13 protein-coding genes are annotated in these 15,493 nt (G+C 33.4%); all 13 read left to right on the top strand.

Annotation, left to right across the window (positions count from 1 at the left end; genetic code table 11):
- Positions 1 to 45: 45 nt before the first annotated feature.
- Positions 46 to 444 carry a type IV pilin protein gene (locus GWR14_RS08005; protein ID WP_163408512.1) on the top strand — a complete coding sequence of 133 codons (399 nt, stop codon included), beginning with the start codon at positions 46 to 48 and terminating at the stop codon, positions 442 to 444.
- Positions 445 to 921 (top strand): general secretion pathway protein, encoded by a 477-nt coding sequence (locus GWR14_RS08000; protein WP_163408511.1) that lies wholly within the window; start codon positions 445 to 447, stop codon positions 919 to 921.
- A gap of 1 nt (position 922) precedes the next feature.
- Positions 923 to 2,323, top strand: coding sequence for a GspE/PulE family protein (locus GWR14_RS07995; RefSeq protein ID WP_163408510.1), 1,401 nt, complete (start codon positions 923 to 925; stop codon positions 2,321 to 2,323).
- A gap of 35 nt (positions 2,324 to 2,358) precedes the next feature.
- Positions 2,359 to 4,575 (top strand): type II secretion system protein GspD, encoded by a 2,217-nt coding sequence (locus tag GWR14_RS07990; protein WP_163408509.1) that lies wholly within the window; start codon positions 2,359 to 2,361, stop codon positions 4,573 to 4,575.
- Positions 4,575 to 5,768: a general secretion pathway protein gene (locus GWR14_RS07985; RefSeq protein WP_163408508.1), complete on the top strand. Its 1,194-nt coding sequence runs from the start codon at positions 4,575 to 4,577 to the stop codon at positions 5,766 to 5,768. The genes GWR14_RS07990 and GWR14_RS07985 overlap by 1 nt, the downstream gene beginning before the upstream one ends.
- Before the next feature lies 1 nt (position 5,769).
- Complete coding sequence (locus GWR14_RS07980; RefSeq protein WP_163408507.1) at positions 5,770 to 6,291, top strand: general secretion pathway protein; 522 nt, start codon at positions 5,770 to 5,772, stop codon at positions 6,289 to 6,291.
- A 3-nt stretch (positions 6,292 to 6,294) separates the two neighbouring features.
- The gene (locus GWR14_RS07975; RefSeq protein WP_163408506.1) at positions 6,295 to 6,780 is read left to right on the top strand and encodes a hypothetical protein; all 486 of its coding nucleotides are present in this window, start codon (positions 6,295 to 6,297) and stop codon (positions 6,778 to 6,780) included.
- Complete coding sequence (locus GWR14_RS07970) at positions 6,777 to 8,066, top strand: hypothetical protein (protein WP_163408505.1); 1,290 nt, start codon at positions 6,777 to 6,779, stop codon at positions 8,064 to 8,066. Before GWR14_RS07975 ends, GWR14_RS07970 begins: the two co-directional genes overlap by 4 nt.
- Positions 8,054 to 8,398 carry a hypothetical protein gene (locus GWR14_RS07965; RefSeq protein WP_163408504.1) on the top strand — a complete coding sequence of 115 codons (345 nt, stop codon included), beginning with the start codon at positions 8,054 to 8,056 and terminating at the stop codon, positions 8,396 to 8,398. The genes GWR14_RS07970 and GWR14_RS07965 overlap by 13 nt, the downstream gene beginning before the upstream one ends.
- Positions 8,380 to 8,856 (top strand): PulJ/GspJ family protein, encoded by a 477-nt coding sequence (locus GWR14_RS07960; protein WP_163408503.1) that lies wholly within the window; start codon positions 8,380 to 8,382, stop codon positions 8,854 to 8,856. The genes GWR14_RS07965 and GWR14_RS07960 overlap by 19 nt, the downstream gene beginning before the upstream one ends.
- A complete protein-coding gene (locus GWR14_RS07955; protein ID WP_163408502.1) occupies positions 8,846 to 9,982 on the top strand; it encodes a type II secretion system F family protein in 1,137 nt (378 codons plus the stop codon). Before GWR14_RS07960 ends, GWR14_RS07955 begins: the two co-directional genes overlap by 11 nt.
- A 380-nt stretch (positions 9,983 to 10,362) precedes the next feature.
- Complete coding sequence (locus GWR14_RS07950) at positions 10,363 to 14,052, top strand: choice-of-anchor D domain-containing protein (protein WP_163408501.1); 3,690 nt, start codon at positions 10,363 to 10,365, stop codon at positions 14,050 to 14,052.
- A 68-nt stretch (positions 14,053 to 14,120) separates the two neighbouring features.
- Positions 14,121 to 15,493, top strand: a 1,373-nt coding sequence (locus GWR14_RS07945) for a DUF6443 domain-containing protein (RefSeq protein ID WP_223150968.1), incomplete at its 3' end; no start/stop codon positions are given.

Here is a 15,493-nt window from a genome sequence, read left to right as displayed (position 1 = left end):
TAATAGAATACATTTGCGACTCAACCGTTTTTTTAATGAGTAAAAATGAATAAAAAGTTACCCTCATTCAATTTGCAGGAAATGCTAATCGTTCTTGCTATTATAGGAATTTTATTGCTGATTGCTTTGCCTAACCTGATGCCGCTGATTACAAAAGCGAAAAGTGTAGAAGCACAGGTTCAGTTAAAAGCAATATACAATGCTGAGAAGCAATATTATTTTATGTATTCTAAATACAGCTCTGATTTTACCGAAATAGATTTTGAAGCCCCTAAGACTACTAAGGATAACGGAAGCGCAAATTACGTTTACGAAATCGTGCAGTCCAGCAATAGCGAGTTTAAAGTAAAAGCTACAGCAATTACAGATTTTAATGGTAATGGCGTTTTTAATGTTTGGGAGATTGATCAGAATGGTGTTCCAAAGCAAGTTATAAATGATTAAATGTGGTGTTTGAAATCCATATTGGTTATAGTATTTGCTTTAGTTTTATATCAGGACTTTAAAAGCAGACTGGTGTATTGGTTTTTGTATCCAATCATGGGGGTCCTGGCTTTTACAATTCAGTTAGGAAATGTACCATTAGAAATTGCTTTTACCAATTTCGGCTTTAATTTATTGTTTGTTATTTTAATTTTAGCAGTAAGTGCTGCGTATATTAAGTTTAGGAACTTAGAGCTAAAAAATACAATCGGACTTGGTGATGTGTTATTTTTTATTTTTATAGCCGGAGCATTTTCAATAGTTTCCTTTCTGGTTTTATTTGTCTTTTCTCTTGTTTTTTCCCTGATGCTGCATTTAGTTTTAAATAATAGAAAAAAACAGGCTACAGTCCCTTTAGCGGGTTATATGTCGCTTTTTTTCGGTGTTGTTTATATAGCCTCTTTTTGTTATAACGACACTTTTTTATACGCATATTAAAATGGTAAATTTTGACATTCCAATAGAATATCAGCAGCTTGTAAAGTCAGAACAGGCCTATCACTATAGAATAATTCCGGTGGGTAAGAATCAGGAAGTTGTCGTATTAAAAACGGATGCTTCAGATATTGCCGGTCTTCAAAATGAACTAAGTGTTTTGCTTAGTTTTCAGGTTCAGTTAGAAACAGATACTACAGAAAATATAAACCGTTATTTAAGTACAAATTATCGAAAGACTTCAGGGAATATTTCAGATATACATTATACAGCTGACTTTTTAGAAAAAATTGTATTAAATGCTAAAGAAATAGGAAGCAGTGATATTCATTTTGAACCTTATGAAAAAAATGCAAGGGTTCGTTTCCGGTTGGATGGAAAACTGAAAGAGCAGTTTCATATTTCGACAGAAGAATATCCTGTCATCGTAAATAAAATTAAAATACGTGCCCAGCTTGATATTTCCGAAAAAAGACTCCCACAGGACGGTCGTATTACAATGGTGACAGACTATCAGGATTTTGACGTCCGTGTTTCTGTTCTTCCGACTTTGCACGGCGAAAAAGTGGTACTTCGTATATTGAGTAAAGACACTAGTCATATCGATATGAAATCTCTTGGTTTTACAGATAAAGAATTAGCTGTTTACCTCGAAAATATCAAACGTCCAAATGGTATTGTTTTGATTTCAGGACCAACAGGATCGGGCAAAACTACAACCTTATATGCCACTTTAAAAAAATTAAACCTTACGAACACCAATATTTTAACAGTTGAAGATCCGATTGAATACACTTTGGAAGGTATCAATCAGGTGCAGCTGAAAGAAAACATCGGACTCGATTTTGCAGCAACTTTAAGAACATTCCTGCGCCAGGATCCCGATATTATCATGGTAGGTGAGATACGAGATGTAAATACAGCCAATATGGCAATTCGTGCAGCTTTGACAGGTCACTTGGTGTTATCTACCATACATACAAATTCGGCCTGGGCAACCGTATCAAGGTTGATTGATATGGGAGTTCCGTCATTTTTAATTGCAAGTACACTCAATATCAGCGTAGCACAACGCTTGGTTCGTAAGTTGTGTGATTCTTGTAAAACAGAAGAAACCATAACAGCAGAAATTTTTCCGGGAGGTTTTGAAATTCCAAATGATTTAACTTCTCATTATACAGCAGTTGGTTGCGAACATTGCTATCATACAGGATATTCAGGAAGAAAAGCTATTTATGAAATATTGCCAATAGGATCGGAATTGTCCAATTTGATTAAAAACAATCAGCTGGATATCAGTGATTATTTGGATGAAAAAAACATTTTTACATTAAAACGTAACGCCTTATTATTGATTAAAGAAGGAATAACTTCTGTTGACGAAGTTTTTTCGCTGCTTTTATAATAAAAAATTATATAAAAAATTACAGTTTATAGTTCATGAAAAAAATAATTACTCTATTAATACTACTGCTTTTTCAGATTTCATTTTCGCAGGAAAATAGAATAGCACAGCTTAAAAATAATATTGAGGCCATTTCTGCCGATACGCCTGGATTAAATGAAAAGATTAATGTGAATATCAAAGAAGCTTCATTGTCCAGTTTTTTACTGGCTGTTTCGCAGGTTCATAAATTAAACTTTAGTATTGCAAACAATTTAAACAAGACTAATATTGTAAATAATTTTTCAGATGTAACTGTAGGAGACCTGCTTATATTTTTATGTAAAGAATATAACCTGACGATTGATTTTACCGGAAATATTCTGTCAATAAAATCATATGAAAAACCTGTAGAAATTCAAAAAGCAAAAGTTATTGATGTAGTGTATGAGGGAACTAATGATTTACTTTCATTGAACCTGAAGGATGATAAATTATACGAGGTTTTCAAAAAAATAATGGATGAAAGCGGTAAAAACTTAGTTTTTGCACCGGGACTGGAGAACCAGTTATTGACAGCTTATATTAAAAATGTGCCTTTTGATGCGGCTTTAAATAAACTGGCTTACGCTAATAATTTAAGTGTAAACAAATCAAGAGATAACTTCTATATTTTTGACAAGCTGGAAGGTAGTTTTGTGGCCGAAGGGACATCCGATGCAAATGGAACGATAAGACAAAATAAACCGCAGCGTCCCCGAAAATCTAACTTTTTCTTTACGGTAGTTGACGCTGATAAAAAGCTGTTAAACGTTGATTTTGAAAATACGCCAATTTCGAGTATTGTTTACGATATAGGACACGAACTGGATATTGATATGTTCATATCAAGCCCTTTGGAAAATGCAGGAAACGGAACAGTAAAAGCCAAAAACATTACTTTTGATGAACTTTTGATAAAATTATTCGAAACAAAAGAAGGAAATGTTCCTCAGGGCAATAATAGCTCTCAAAATAATAATTCCCAGCAATATAATAACAACTCGGCATCATTATCATCGTCATCAGGTTCGGGTGGTTATACGTATAAAAAAAGTGGTTCGGTTTATTATTTCGGGACAAAAGATCAACTGGTAGTGAGAACTATAAAATCGATTCCTCTAATGCACCGCTCAATTGAAATTTTGAGTGATCCGTCTAAGGAAGGAAGAAGCGCAGGAAGGCTCAATAATGCCAATAGTTATTCAAATTATAATTCTTTTGACAGCAATAGTAGCAGCAATATCAGATCCGGTTCAAACTCTAATTATTCGAATCAGAATGGTAATTTTAATAGCAGTAGTAATTATTCATCTTCTTCATCCACTGGGAGCAGTACTTCTTCTGAATCAATTTTAACAATTATTCCGGATGAAATAAAGAAAGATCTGGATATTAAAATCGATAAAGAGTTAAATAGCTTTTTGGTTAACGGACCTGCAGCTAATATAGAAAGGTTTGAGTCTTTTGTAAAATATATTGATAAGGCCGTTCCTGTTATTTTGATAGAAGTAATGCTGCTTGAAGTCAATCGGAGCGCAACAGTTGAAACAGGAATTAAAGCAGGGATCGGAGATAAGCCTGTAACAACTTCCGGTACTGTTTTCCCTAGTGCCGATATTAATCTGGGAGCAACGACAATCAACAAAATTATTGATGGGTTTAACGGATTTGGATCTTTGAATATTGGGAAAGTAGTACCTAATTTTTATTTAAGCCTGAAAGCTTTGGAAACAAACGGAAACGTAAAAATCCGTTCATCCCCAAGATTATCGACATTAAACGGACATAAAGCTTATTTGTCAATTGGTGAAACAACCTACTATGTAGTTACCAATCAAAATTATTATGGTTCACAGATTCCGCAGGCTTCAGAAGTTAAAAACTATCAGCCTATTGATGCCGAATTATCCGTAACTATTATGCCGCTGGTTTCCGGAAACGGACAGATTACATTGGATATCAAAGTGATTCAGTCGAGTTTTAATGGTCAGAAAGTGGATGCAGATGCGCCTCCGGGGATTAACTCAAGAGAATTTACGTCCATCATCAGAGTTAAGGATGAAGACCTGATTGTTTTAGGAGGACTGGAAGAATCTGTAAAAAATGATTCGGGGTCAGGAGTGCCATTATTATCAAGAATTCCGGTGATAAAATGGCTGTTTAGTTCCCGAAAAAGAGAAGACTCAAAGAAAAAACTGAGTGTATTAATCAAACCTACAGTTATTTACTAATGGCGGTATTATCTTTTAATAGCTTTTTACTTGGAAAACAATATACAGGTGTTGAACATTTTACTTCAAATAATGAAGAAAAAACAGCATTGCTCTTAGTTGAAAAGAAAAAAGAAGGACTGGTAATTGAAAAAAAAGACAGGGTTGGTTATAGTGGAAAAATAGCCGAAAAATGGGATATTAAACTGCCTTTTTTTTTAATTATAAATTCGAATCAGGTTATTCAAAAGGAAGTTTTAGGAATTGAGGTCTCTGATGAAAAATTACTGCATAAGTCTTTTCCTAACACAAACTGGGATGAATTTTATTATGAAATCTGGAGATTAAAAACAAAATCTGTAATTGCGATAGCCAGAAAATCTTATGTAGATAGTTTACAAGAGAATTATCAAAAGCAGAAAATTACAATTGCAGGAATCAGCCTCGGTGTTTGCGCAATAGCAGATATCATGGAATATACAGACGAAAAGGAACTGTATACCAATCATCAGCGTGTATCAAAAGAGGAAAACCAGATAATTTCAGCAAATACTTTAGAATCTGCTGTAACCTATACTATAAATGATCTCCAAATTGAAAACCGACAACTGTTGGCTTTTTCGGGAATTTTGCGACTGATACTAAATAATACTTTGAATACAGGTTCTATAGTATCATACAGCGATTCATTATACAATGATTATATACAAAAGGCCTTTTTTAATAAAGGAATCAAAATAATGGTTGGAGTTGTTTTAGGAATATTATTACTCAATTTTGTTTTTTTTACACACTATTATAAATTGGCCCAGGAATCATCTGAAACTTTGTTAGTGAATAAATCCTCAATTGAAGATGTGAGCAAGTTAAAACAGAGGATTATTATAAAAGAAGAAAAAGTAAAAGGGATTGACGGAAGAATGACTTCAAAAAGTTCTTTAATCATCAATGAAATTGCTAATAAGGTTCCGGCATCTGTTTTATTGACAGAACTGGTCTTTAATCCATTAGAAAAAAAAGTCAAAGCCGAAGAGCCAATAGTAACAAAAGACAAAACTATTGCCATTTCAGGAGCCACAATTGGAAATAATGATTTTACAAAATGGGTTGAAGAGATTGAAAAGCTTCAATGGGTTGATAAAGTTTTAATTACTCATTTTGGTAAGAATGAAAACAATGAAACGACGTTCTCTATAAATTTAACACTAAAGTAAAATGAATTTGGACAAAAGAAATAAGCTGCTTGTAGCCGGTTTTTGTGTAGTGCTTTATGTTTGTTACTCTTTTGCAATTTCAAATACCCTACAATATTATAACGAATACAAAACCAAACAAAAGGAGATAGCTGCAGACAGCGATATGCCAAAACTGGTAGCGCAGTTAGTACAAAAAGAAAAACAGCTGGATCAGGTACTGGCAAATTATGATGTGAATATATCTGAGTCTTTTCAGAATGATTTATTAAAACAACTGACTTCTTACAGTGATAGTTACCATTTAAAGATTGTAGATTTTAAAGAACCTCATATAGCCTCACAAAAAGGATTTACTACTACAAGTTACACATTTTCGCTGGAAGGATCGTTTAACGGATGTCTGGCTGTACTAAACAAAGTAGAGAACAACCCAATGCTGGGAAATATTAAACATTTAAATTTTAATAAAAAAAGGAATTATAAAACCAATACAGACCAGTTGTTTGTAGAAGTTATTATGCAGAAAAATAAAGGAATTTAAGAAATGAAAAACAAAAAAAACATATACATTTTGTTGCCACTCGTTTTATTGGTTTGGGGTGCTGTTTTGTTTCAGGTCTTTTCATTTACCAATGCTGACGAAACATTACCTGTCAGCAATCCGGAATTCAGCTTAAAGCCTTTAAAAATTAATAAAAGAGAAACTTTTGCCATAAATGTAAACTACAGAGATCCGTTCCTTGGAAAAATGTATGTATCCGAAAAAGCTTCAAAAGTAAAAACAGCACATTCTAAAACGGCGAAAGTAGTTAAAGAACCCGAAGCATTAGTTTGGCCGAATATTGTGTACAAAGGGTTGATCGCTGACTCAAAAGGTAAAAACAAGATTTTTGTACTTATTATAGATAATAAAAATTATTTCATGAAAATTGGCGATACCGAAAATGAAATTTTTCTAAAAGATGGTGATAAAGAATCTATTTATGTGAAGTACAAGGGAAATCTCAATCTTATAATGCTTCAGGATTGAAATTAAAACTCAAAATAAAATCCGGTGCTTTGCAGTTTACAGTATTTATTGCAGTGCTTATTGCATTGCTTCTGGCAGGCATTGTTCTGTATGCGTACACGTTTACCTATATGAAAGAACAGTCGAAAGGAGCTATTGAAAACATTCAGATTGTCGATATCGGAATTCAGTCGCTTCTGCAACAAAAAGATTTAAGTACAGATACCACCGGTATTGATTTTATTAAAAAAGAAAACCAGTTTATAAAAACGCATTTGTCGCAATGGGGTGTGTTTCAAAAAGGAATTTCGGTGGCACAATTTCGTAAAAAGCAATTTACCAAAGCAGCTATAATAGGCTCCGTAATGATTTCAGAAAAATCGCCTACACTTTATTTACAGGAAACCCATAATGCTTTGACTGTGGTTGGTAACACCAAAATTCAGGGAATCGCTTTCTTGCCAGTACAGGGAGTCAATTCGGGCTACATAGCCGGAAATAGTTACTATGGTTCTCAGTTGATTTACGGTCGTAAGGAAAAAAGTACTTCAGAGCTGCCTAAGCCAGAGAAAACATTGCTGGATGCTGTAAATTTTTATTTGAAAGAGTACAAAATAAACCGTCAAGAAGAATTTATTGATTTGAATTCAGGTGTCCGGATTATTAATTCTTTTAAAGCGAAAACAAAGGGTTTTTATTCTGAAAAGGCAATTATAATTGAAAACAGGATAATTACGGGAAATATCATAATTAAATCAGAAACATCAATTAAAATAAAAAAAACAGCCCTGCTGAAAGATGTAATATTGATAGCGCCTGTTATCGAAATAGACGATGAAACCCTTGGATGTTTTCAGGCAATTGCTTCAAAGAAAATTACAATGGGTAAAAAATGTAATTTAACTTACCCCTCGGCTTTAGTATTGTATCAGGATAATAAAAACAGTACAGGAGATAATTTAAATTTTAATGACCGGTCCGCTAATCAGATTTTCATTGATGAAGGAAGTACTCTGAGAGGATGTATTACGTATATTCAGACAAAAGAAACTCCTGATTTCCAAACGCAGATTATTCTGGAAAAAGATGCCAGAATAAAAGGACAGGTCTATTGCAATGGTAATTTTGAAATAAAAGGAATCGTTTCCGGATCTGTTTTTACAAAACAATTTGTAGCCAATCAGGCAGGTTCTATTTTTATGAATCATATTTACAATGCTACTATTGAAAACGAAAATATTCCCGAAGTATATGGCGGTATAATTTTAGAGCAAGAACCTAAAACTGTTTTGAAATGGCTGTATTAAAAAAAATAAAATCGGCAACATTAATCGAAGCAGTTGTAGCAACGGTATTGGTCGTAATCATATTCATTGTGTCAAGTTTAATATTGAACAACCTGGTTTTTAATACTTTTTCAAAAAATACGCATGGTGTTGAAACCAGAATAAACGAATTAGAGTATGAAGTGCAGCATAATGTTATAAAACTGCCTTATCAGGAAGATTATAAAGACTGGGACATCAGTATTGAATTAGAAACAGTTTCAGATAAAAAAATGATTTCTGTTTCAGCAGTAAACAGGGTATCTAAAAAAGAAATTTCTAAACAGCAGATACTATGGGAGCAGGAAAATTGAAATCGTTTACACTAGCAGAGTTAATAGTAGTTATGATTATAACGGCTATTGTAGTGGGAATGGCATTTAGTGTTTTAAGGATTGTACAGAAACAAATTCATACTATTCAGAACAATTTTGAAAAAACGAGTACGCTGGTGCTCTTTGAACAAAAACTCTGGCAGGACTTTAATGAACCACATACGATAAGTTACGATAAAGACAGACAGGTGCTCACAATGATGTCAGAAATAGATACGATAACCTATTCATTTCAGGAAAAATTCAGTTTACGAAATAGGGATACTATTAAATTGAAAATAACACCCGATAAAGCATTTTTTAGAGGGAAAGAAATAAAATCAGGACCAATAGATGCGCTTTCTGTAGTAGCGGAAACAGAATTACCCGATTATCGGATTTTTGTTTCAAAAAAAAATGACTTAACCCTTTTTATGAATCAGGAAGATGGCCTTTAAGATTGAAAATACCCCAAATAAAAAAACGGTTCAGCCTCAGGGAGCGGGCAGTATTGAAACTTTGTTGAAAAAGGAAATTACGCTTTTTGGTGATAGTTTCAATAATAAAAAGAAGCAGGCATTTTATCTTGAACTGGCAGTTTTGCTTAAGGCAGGTGTTAGTTTTAAAGAAGGACTGTCGCTCATTATAGAATCATTAAAGAAAAGTGCCGATAAAGATTTAATTCAGACAATCCTGACTGATGTCGTAAACGGAAAACCATTTTCGGAAGCACTGCGTGTTTCAAAATCATTTACAGAGTACGAATATTATTCGATTCAGATTGGGGAAGAAACAGGGACTACAGCCCGGGTATGTGAGGAACTGGGCTATTTTTTTGAACGTAAAAACGAACAAAAACGTATTATAGTAGCTGCGCTTACGTATCCTTCTATTGTATTAAGTACAGCGGTATTGGTAGTTGTTTTTATGCTGAGTTATGTGGTGCCTATGTTTCAGGATATCTTTAAGCAAAACAATATGGAGCTTCCTGTATTGACACAGTTTATTGTAAAATTATCAGTATGGACCAAAACGTATGGACTTTATTTTTTACTGGCCATCATTGCTTTCGTATTTTCAACGCAGTTTTTTAAAGACAACCATAAGTACAAAAAGACACTACACTATTTTTTAGTAAAAATTCCGGTTCTGGGCGCTTTTATGACCAAAGTGTATCTGGCACAATTCACTCAGGCCGTTACATTGTTGACTACGGCAAAAGTCCCTTTATTAAACAGTATTCAGATGGTTAAAAAAATGATTCAGTTTGTCCCGTTGCAGGAAGCACTGGAACAAGTCGAAAACAGCATTCTGAAAGGAAACAGTTTAAGTTCCAGTTTAAAAAATACCCCGCTTTTTGACAACCGGATTATATCGCTGGTCAAGGTAGCCGAAGAAACCAACCAGACAGAATATGTTTTCAAACAGCTCAGCGAGCAATACAATCAGGAAGTAGTACAGCAGTCTAAGGTGATGACTACAGTTTTAGAGCCATTTATCATTCTTTTTGTCGGGGTTTTGGTGGCAGTTTTATTGGTGGCGATGTATTTGCCAATGTTCCAGTTGAGCAGTGCGATTGGGTAAATGTCGTTGCTTAAAAATTATCGAGATTTTTTACTGTTTTGATAAACCACAATTTAGTGAAGCTAAAATCTTCGATTATAAATTACTTAAAGTATAAACACTTTTTTATTCAGTTGTAAACTTAAGTTCAGTATTTTATTATTAACATTTTCTATCTTAATTTCTCTTAAAAAAATTACCAAAAAAATATGGTGATTTGAAATATTATAAACACAATATTTTTTTGATGCTTTTTATATTTTTTGTTTGTAATTTATAAAAATGACCGATAATTTATACTAAACAGTTCATAATTTATATTTGATAAATATTTTTCTTACTAATATAGCACCCATTAAGATAGGTTTAGTATTGTTAGGATTACAAATATTAGTAAGATTATGAAATCAAAAAGAATTTTAGCATTAGCTATAACAATTTTTTGGGTGAAGTTTACCATCGGACAAAATTATCATAAAGATGTTGTCCCACCAGATCCCGTTTCGGCACAGTTTCAAAAGTATTTAGGTTTTCCGGTTTCTACAGCTACAGGGATTCCTGAGATTAATATTCCGTTATATACCATGGAAGCATCTGGAGTAAGTATTCCTTTTAGTTTAAGTTATCATGCTTCGGGGATTAAAGTAAATGAAGCTACCGGCATAATAGGGTTAGGCTGGTCTTTATATCCTGGTTTCAAAATAACAAGAACCATTGTGGGGAATCCAGACGATACTGCTCCAACCAACGACATACGAACAGCAAATTCAAGTTTAAATGATCCCTTATATCTTAATGACATAGCACCTCATACAGCTTTAGATAATAATTTTGGGGTAACACCTGGCAAAGATGCTCAATATGATATATTTAGTGTTCATCTTCCTAATGCAAATGCTACATTTATATTGGAATGGGTTTCCGGGACACTCAAAGCCACAACGATTCCTCAATCTTCATTAGATATTAGAGTATTGGGTGTAACTGCACAGGGTAGATTTTCTTCTTTTGAAATTACAGATGAAAATGGTGTTATTTACAAATTTGGAAGTTCTCTTGGAAATTCAGAATACATAGAATATACTGATAGAGGTATTACAAGTTGGATGCTAACAGAGATTGACCCCCCGGGGAATAATAACTCTGTAATTTTTCATTACGAGAATTCTGTTGCTAATGTTGGTCTAGCTGAATTAGTAGAATCTTTGGTTGTAAATGATATGATGGATTGTGGTTTTGATAATAATCAAGCTAATTGTTCTTTTGCAAACATGGCAATTGGTCAATGGGATGGTCAGACTGGTTATAGTGTTATTTATCCTTCTGGTCATTATGATAATTTTTATACAACAAGGTCCGTAAGTACTATAGAATACAATACAGGTGAAAGTATATCTTTTGATTATTCTGAGGGGGCTTCTACGAATGATTACGATATTTTGGATAAAATAACTTTTAGAAATCATGAGGGAAATGCCATCAAAATTATTCAGTTGGAAAAGGCAAACAAACAACTTACGAAGTTACTTATAAGTGGTGAAAATGCCTATGAATTTTTCTATGATCAACAACAAATAACGAACTTTTTTAAGAGTCAGGATTTTTTAGGTTTGTATAATGGTAAACCCAATACGAGCTTGTTTCCAAAAATGACACTAGATGTTAAGACTTCTTGGAGTGCAATAGGAGATAGAGTTGTTGGTTATGCTGATCGTAGTTTTGATCCTGTAAAATCACAGGCTCGGATTCTTAAAAATATAATATATCCTACTGGAGGACAAACTAGTTTTGAATATGAACCTAATTCTTATCAAACAGATGAAGGGGTTTCTTGTGGTATGGGACTTAGAATTAAACAAATAAATACCTATGATCCTGTGTCCAATAAAACAATGGTCAAGTCATACAAATATGGGCATAATGAATCTGGAGCAGGAAATTTGACCATGTCTTTTTTAAAACAAAAAAATGGGTTTTCCAATGCGTTTTTGAGTGAAAATCAACATACTGGGCATGGAGCTCGAATAGAGAATGATATGGGAGGGTGGGATCTTTCTACACTTTATTTCCAAAATTATCGGGAAAGAATAATTAGCGCTCAGAGTAATTACAGTTCATTTGAACCTAATGTTTGGTATGATGAAGTAACGGAATATAGTAATGAAGGCAAAACTGTTTTTGAATACGAATATACGCCTTCAACTTATTTAGATACCCAAACTGGAAAAGACACACGGGAATATTTTAAAGAGGTTCTTCGTAATTTGGGTACAGGAGGACCAAGGTTAATTAATAAAACAATAAAAAATAATAATGATACTGTTTTAGAACATACAGATTATCAATATTCATATGAAAGAAGATGGATTGCTGGACTAATGACTTTTCCTAATCATCATTTTTTTGGATTACCATATAGGATGTACATTGAAAATCCATTAGGTACTACAATGTCACAGTTTTTTAATGCTAATGTTGTTTTCAATCCGCATGATTACTTTATAGAAATCAATAATGATAAATTAATTTCAACAATTCAAACAAGTTACAATCATGGTAGCCCTGTGACTACGGAAACCTCATTTGTGTATGATGATACTTATACTTTTAACCTTAAATCCAAAAGTTTAAAAACGAGTACAGGAGATGTTCTTACTGAAAAATACTATTATACGGTAGGCGATGCAATTCCTGATCTGGGTATTATGACTGGCACACAACAGGCTATGGTGGCTACCTTGGCATCTAATAATTATCGCACTACAATCCTTGAGAAAGAAACATTAAAAAATAATATGAGTATTAGTAAAGAGTTATTTGGTTATAAAAATTGGGGAAATGCTATTTTAAAACCGGAACAAATCTATGCTAAAAAAGAGGGGGGTAATTTTGATTCCCGTTATTTCTATCATGGCTATGATGATAAAGGGAATGTCTTGGAAGTTTCTAAAGCAAACGATTCGCATACTTTTTATATTTGGGGTTATAATAAACGGTATCCGATTGCAAAAATAGACAATTTTGAATCGTCACAGATTACAACATCTATACAAACAGCAATTGATGCTGTAGTTAGTGCATCCAATGTAGATAATGACCGAACAATAGGTACAGCTGGGCAGGAAGGGATATTACGTTCTGCTACGTCTGTATTAAGAACTCTTTTGCCTAATAGTATGATTACTTCTTATACTTATGATCCTTTGGTAGGAACAACAAGCAAAACGGATCCTAAAGGGAATATCAACTATTTTGATTACAATTCGGATAATAAATTAAAGACAATAAAAGATGATGAAGGAAATTATCTTATGGATTATAAATACAATTATGTACCGACTGGTACTTATAGTCCTATAATAGTTCCTGCATATTCAGGAGATCTGAATTGTGGAGGTGGTCAAACTTTTTTTGAAAAATTAACCTACAGTGTGAGTAATCAAAATCTTTCGTTTGGAAATGCTCCGGTAGGTTCATCCAGTTTAATGAATTTCAGTATTACAAATACGAGTCCTGTTATGTATCCTTCTCTTTATATTAATATTAATTCTATACAGCTTCCTTCTGGATTTAGTTTAGTTTCCCCTTCAGAAGTTCCATTTTCTTTATTAAGGGGAGAATCTAAAACTCTTGCAGTATCATTTAATCCAACTGATGCAACTGCTTATTCAGGTATTGCTAGTATTAATTCAAATGCTACTGGTCCTCAAATCAATTTATCAGGAACAGGTACAGCAGTTGTTGGTACAGGTTCAAGAATTATGGATATTCGTTACAATGGCACCTCAATAAGTAATCTTGATTTTGGAACAGTTAGCAGATATAATGACAGCACTAAAACCATCCAAATTTATAATACAGGAAATTCCACTTTAAATGTTTCGTCAATTGTATCTTCTGATTTTTGGACATTCACGTTAGCGGGACCGTTTTATTCGGGGGCTATTGCTCCTGGAGGTCATAAGGATTTTGATGTAGTTTTCCATAATGCAGGATCTGAATCTGGTTTCCAATCTGCAACTATTACAATTAATTCAGATAGAACTAATGGGAATAATATACTGAATGTTTCGGGAACACTTACAGAGTAAGGAAACTGAAACAAGGTTTAGAATAAAGATAGTTTTAATCTCATTAGTGTAAAACAAAGCTAAAAGTTATGAAAAAAATAGCATTCCTTTTGATCTTTTTATCCTTTATGGTTATCAAGGCGCAAACAACAAATAATATTCAAAGTACTACATATAAAGTAGCGAGTTCTACAGAAATTAATATGCCTTCTATTAATCAGGCGAATCAAAATATTACTCATTTTGATGGCTTGGGTAGGCCTATGCAAAGTATAGGGGTAAAAGCAGGTGGGAATAATGAAGATATTATCACTCCAATTGCCTATGATGATTTTGGTAGGCAAAGCAAAGATTATTTGCCTTATGCAGCAACCAGTAATGGAGGAACTTTTAGGACTGATGCTTTAAATGCAACTACTGCATTTTATAATACAGCCAAATATGAATATACCTATAACCCATTTAGTGAAAAACAATTTGAACCATCGCCACTCAACCGTGTCTTAAAACAGGCTGCTCCGGGTGCAGGCTGGGCTTTAGGTTCCGGACATGAAATAAAAATGGATTATCAAACTAATATAGCTAATGAAGTTAGAAGTTTTAGAGTGAATTTATCTTTTGCAAATAATACTTATACACCAACAATTGTAGACGCAGGCTTTTATGCACCAAATGAACTGTATAAAACAGTAACCTATGACGAGAATACTGCTGCCAATCCTCTTGAAAGAAATGGATCAACGATAGAGTTTAAAAATAAACAAGGCCAAGTGATTCTTAAAAGAACCTATGGTACTGTAGGAACAAGTACAGCTAATGAACAACATGATACTTATTATGTTTATGATGACTTTGGTAATTTGACCTATGTATTGCCTCCAAAAATGACAACAGAGAGTTTGACGACAATTAATTTATCGGATAATTGGGAGGAACAAAGTTATTGGATTGATGATTATCCTAATTTATTTGTTCACCCTACAGATGATAATGATATTAGTATTAACATCTATAACGGATATTTTGATATTACGATTAATGCCTATGCGAGTGAGTTACAATTTAGGGATGGGTTTATCATGAATTTAGATTTTATAACCCCCATGCTTCCTGATATGGATTTAGGACATATAACTTTTGGCAATGGTAATGATGCTGGATCGGTATACATAAGTTCAGGTAATTTATATATTAATTCCTCCGGATTGTCTGATACAACTACAGGTGTTTTTTATGGGACTTTTTTCTTTGATTTATCTACTCTTCAAAGTACTGTTAGTACTAGTACTACAGCTATCAGTCAAACTCAATTAGATGATTTGGCCTACCAATACAAATATGATAACAAAAATCGTTTGGTGGAAAAGAAATTACCGGGAAAACAATGGGAATACCTAGTATATGATAAACTAGACAGACTTGTTCTGACCCAGGATGCCAATTTAAGAGTCAATAATAAATG

The organism is Flavobacterium ajazii, assembly GCF_010614725.1.
Lineage (GTDB): Bacteria > Bacteroidota > Bacteroidia > Flavobacteriales > Flavobacteriaceae > Flavobacterium > Flavobacterium ajazii.
The sequence above is the reverse complement of the archived record's forward strand: the minus strand, read 5'-3'. Positions and strand labels throughout refer to the sequence as shown.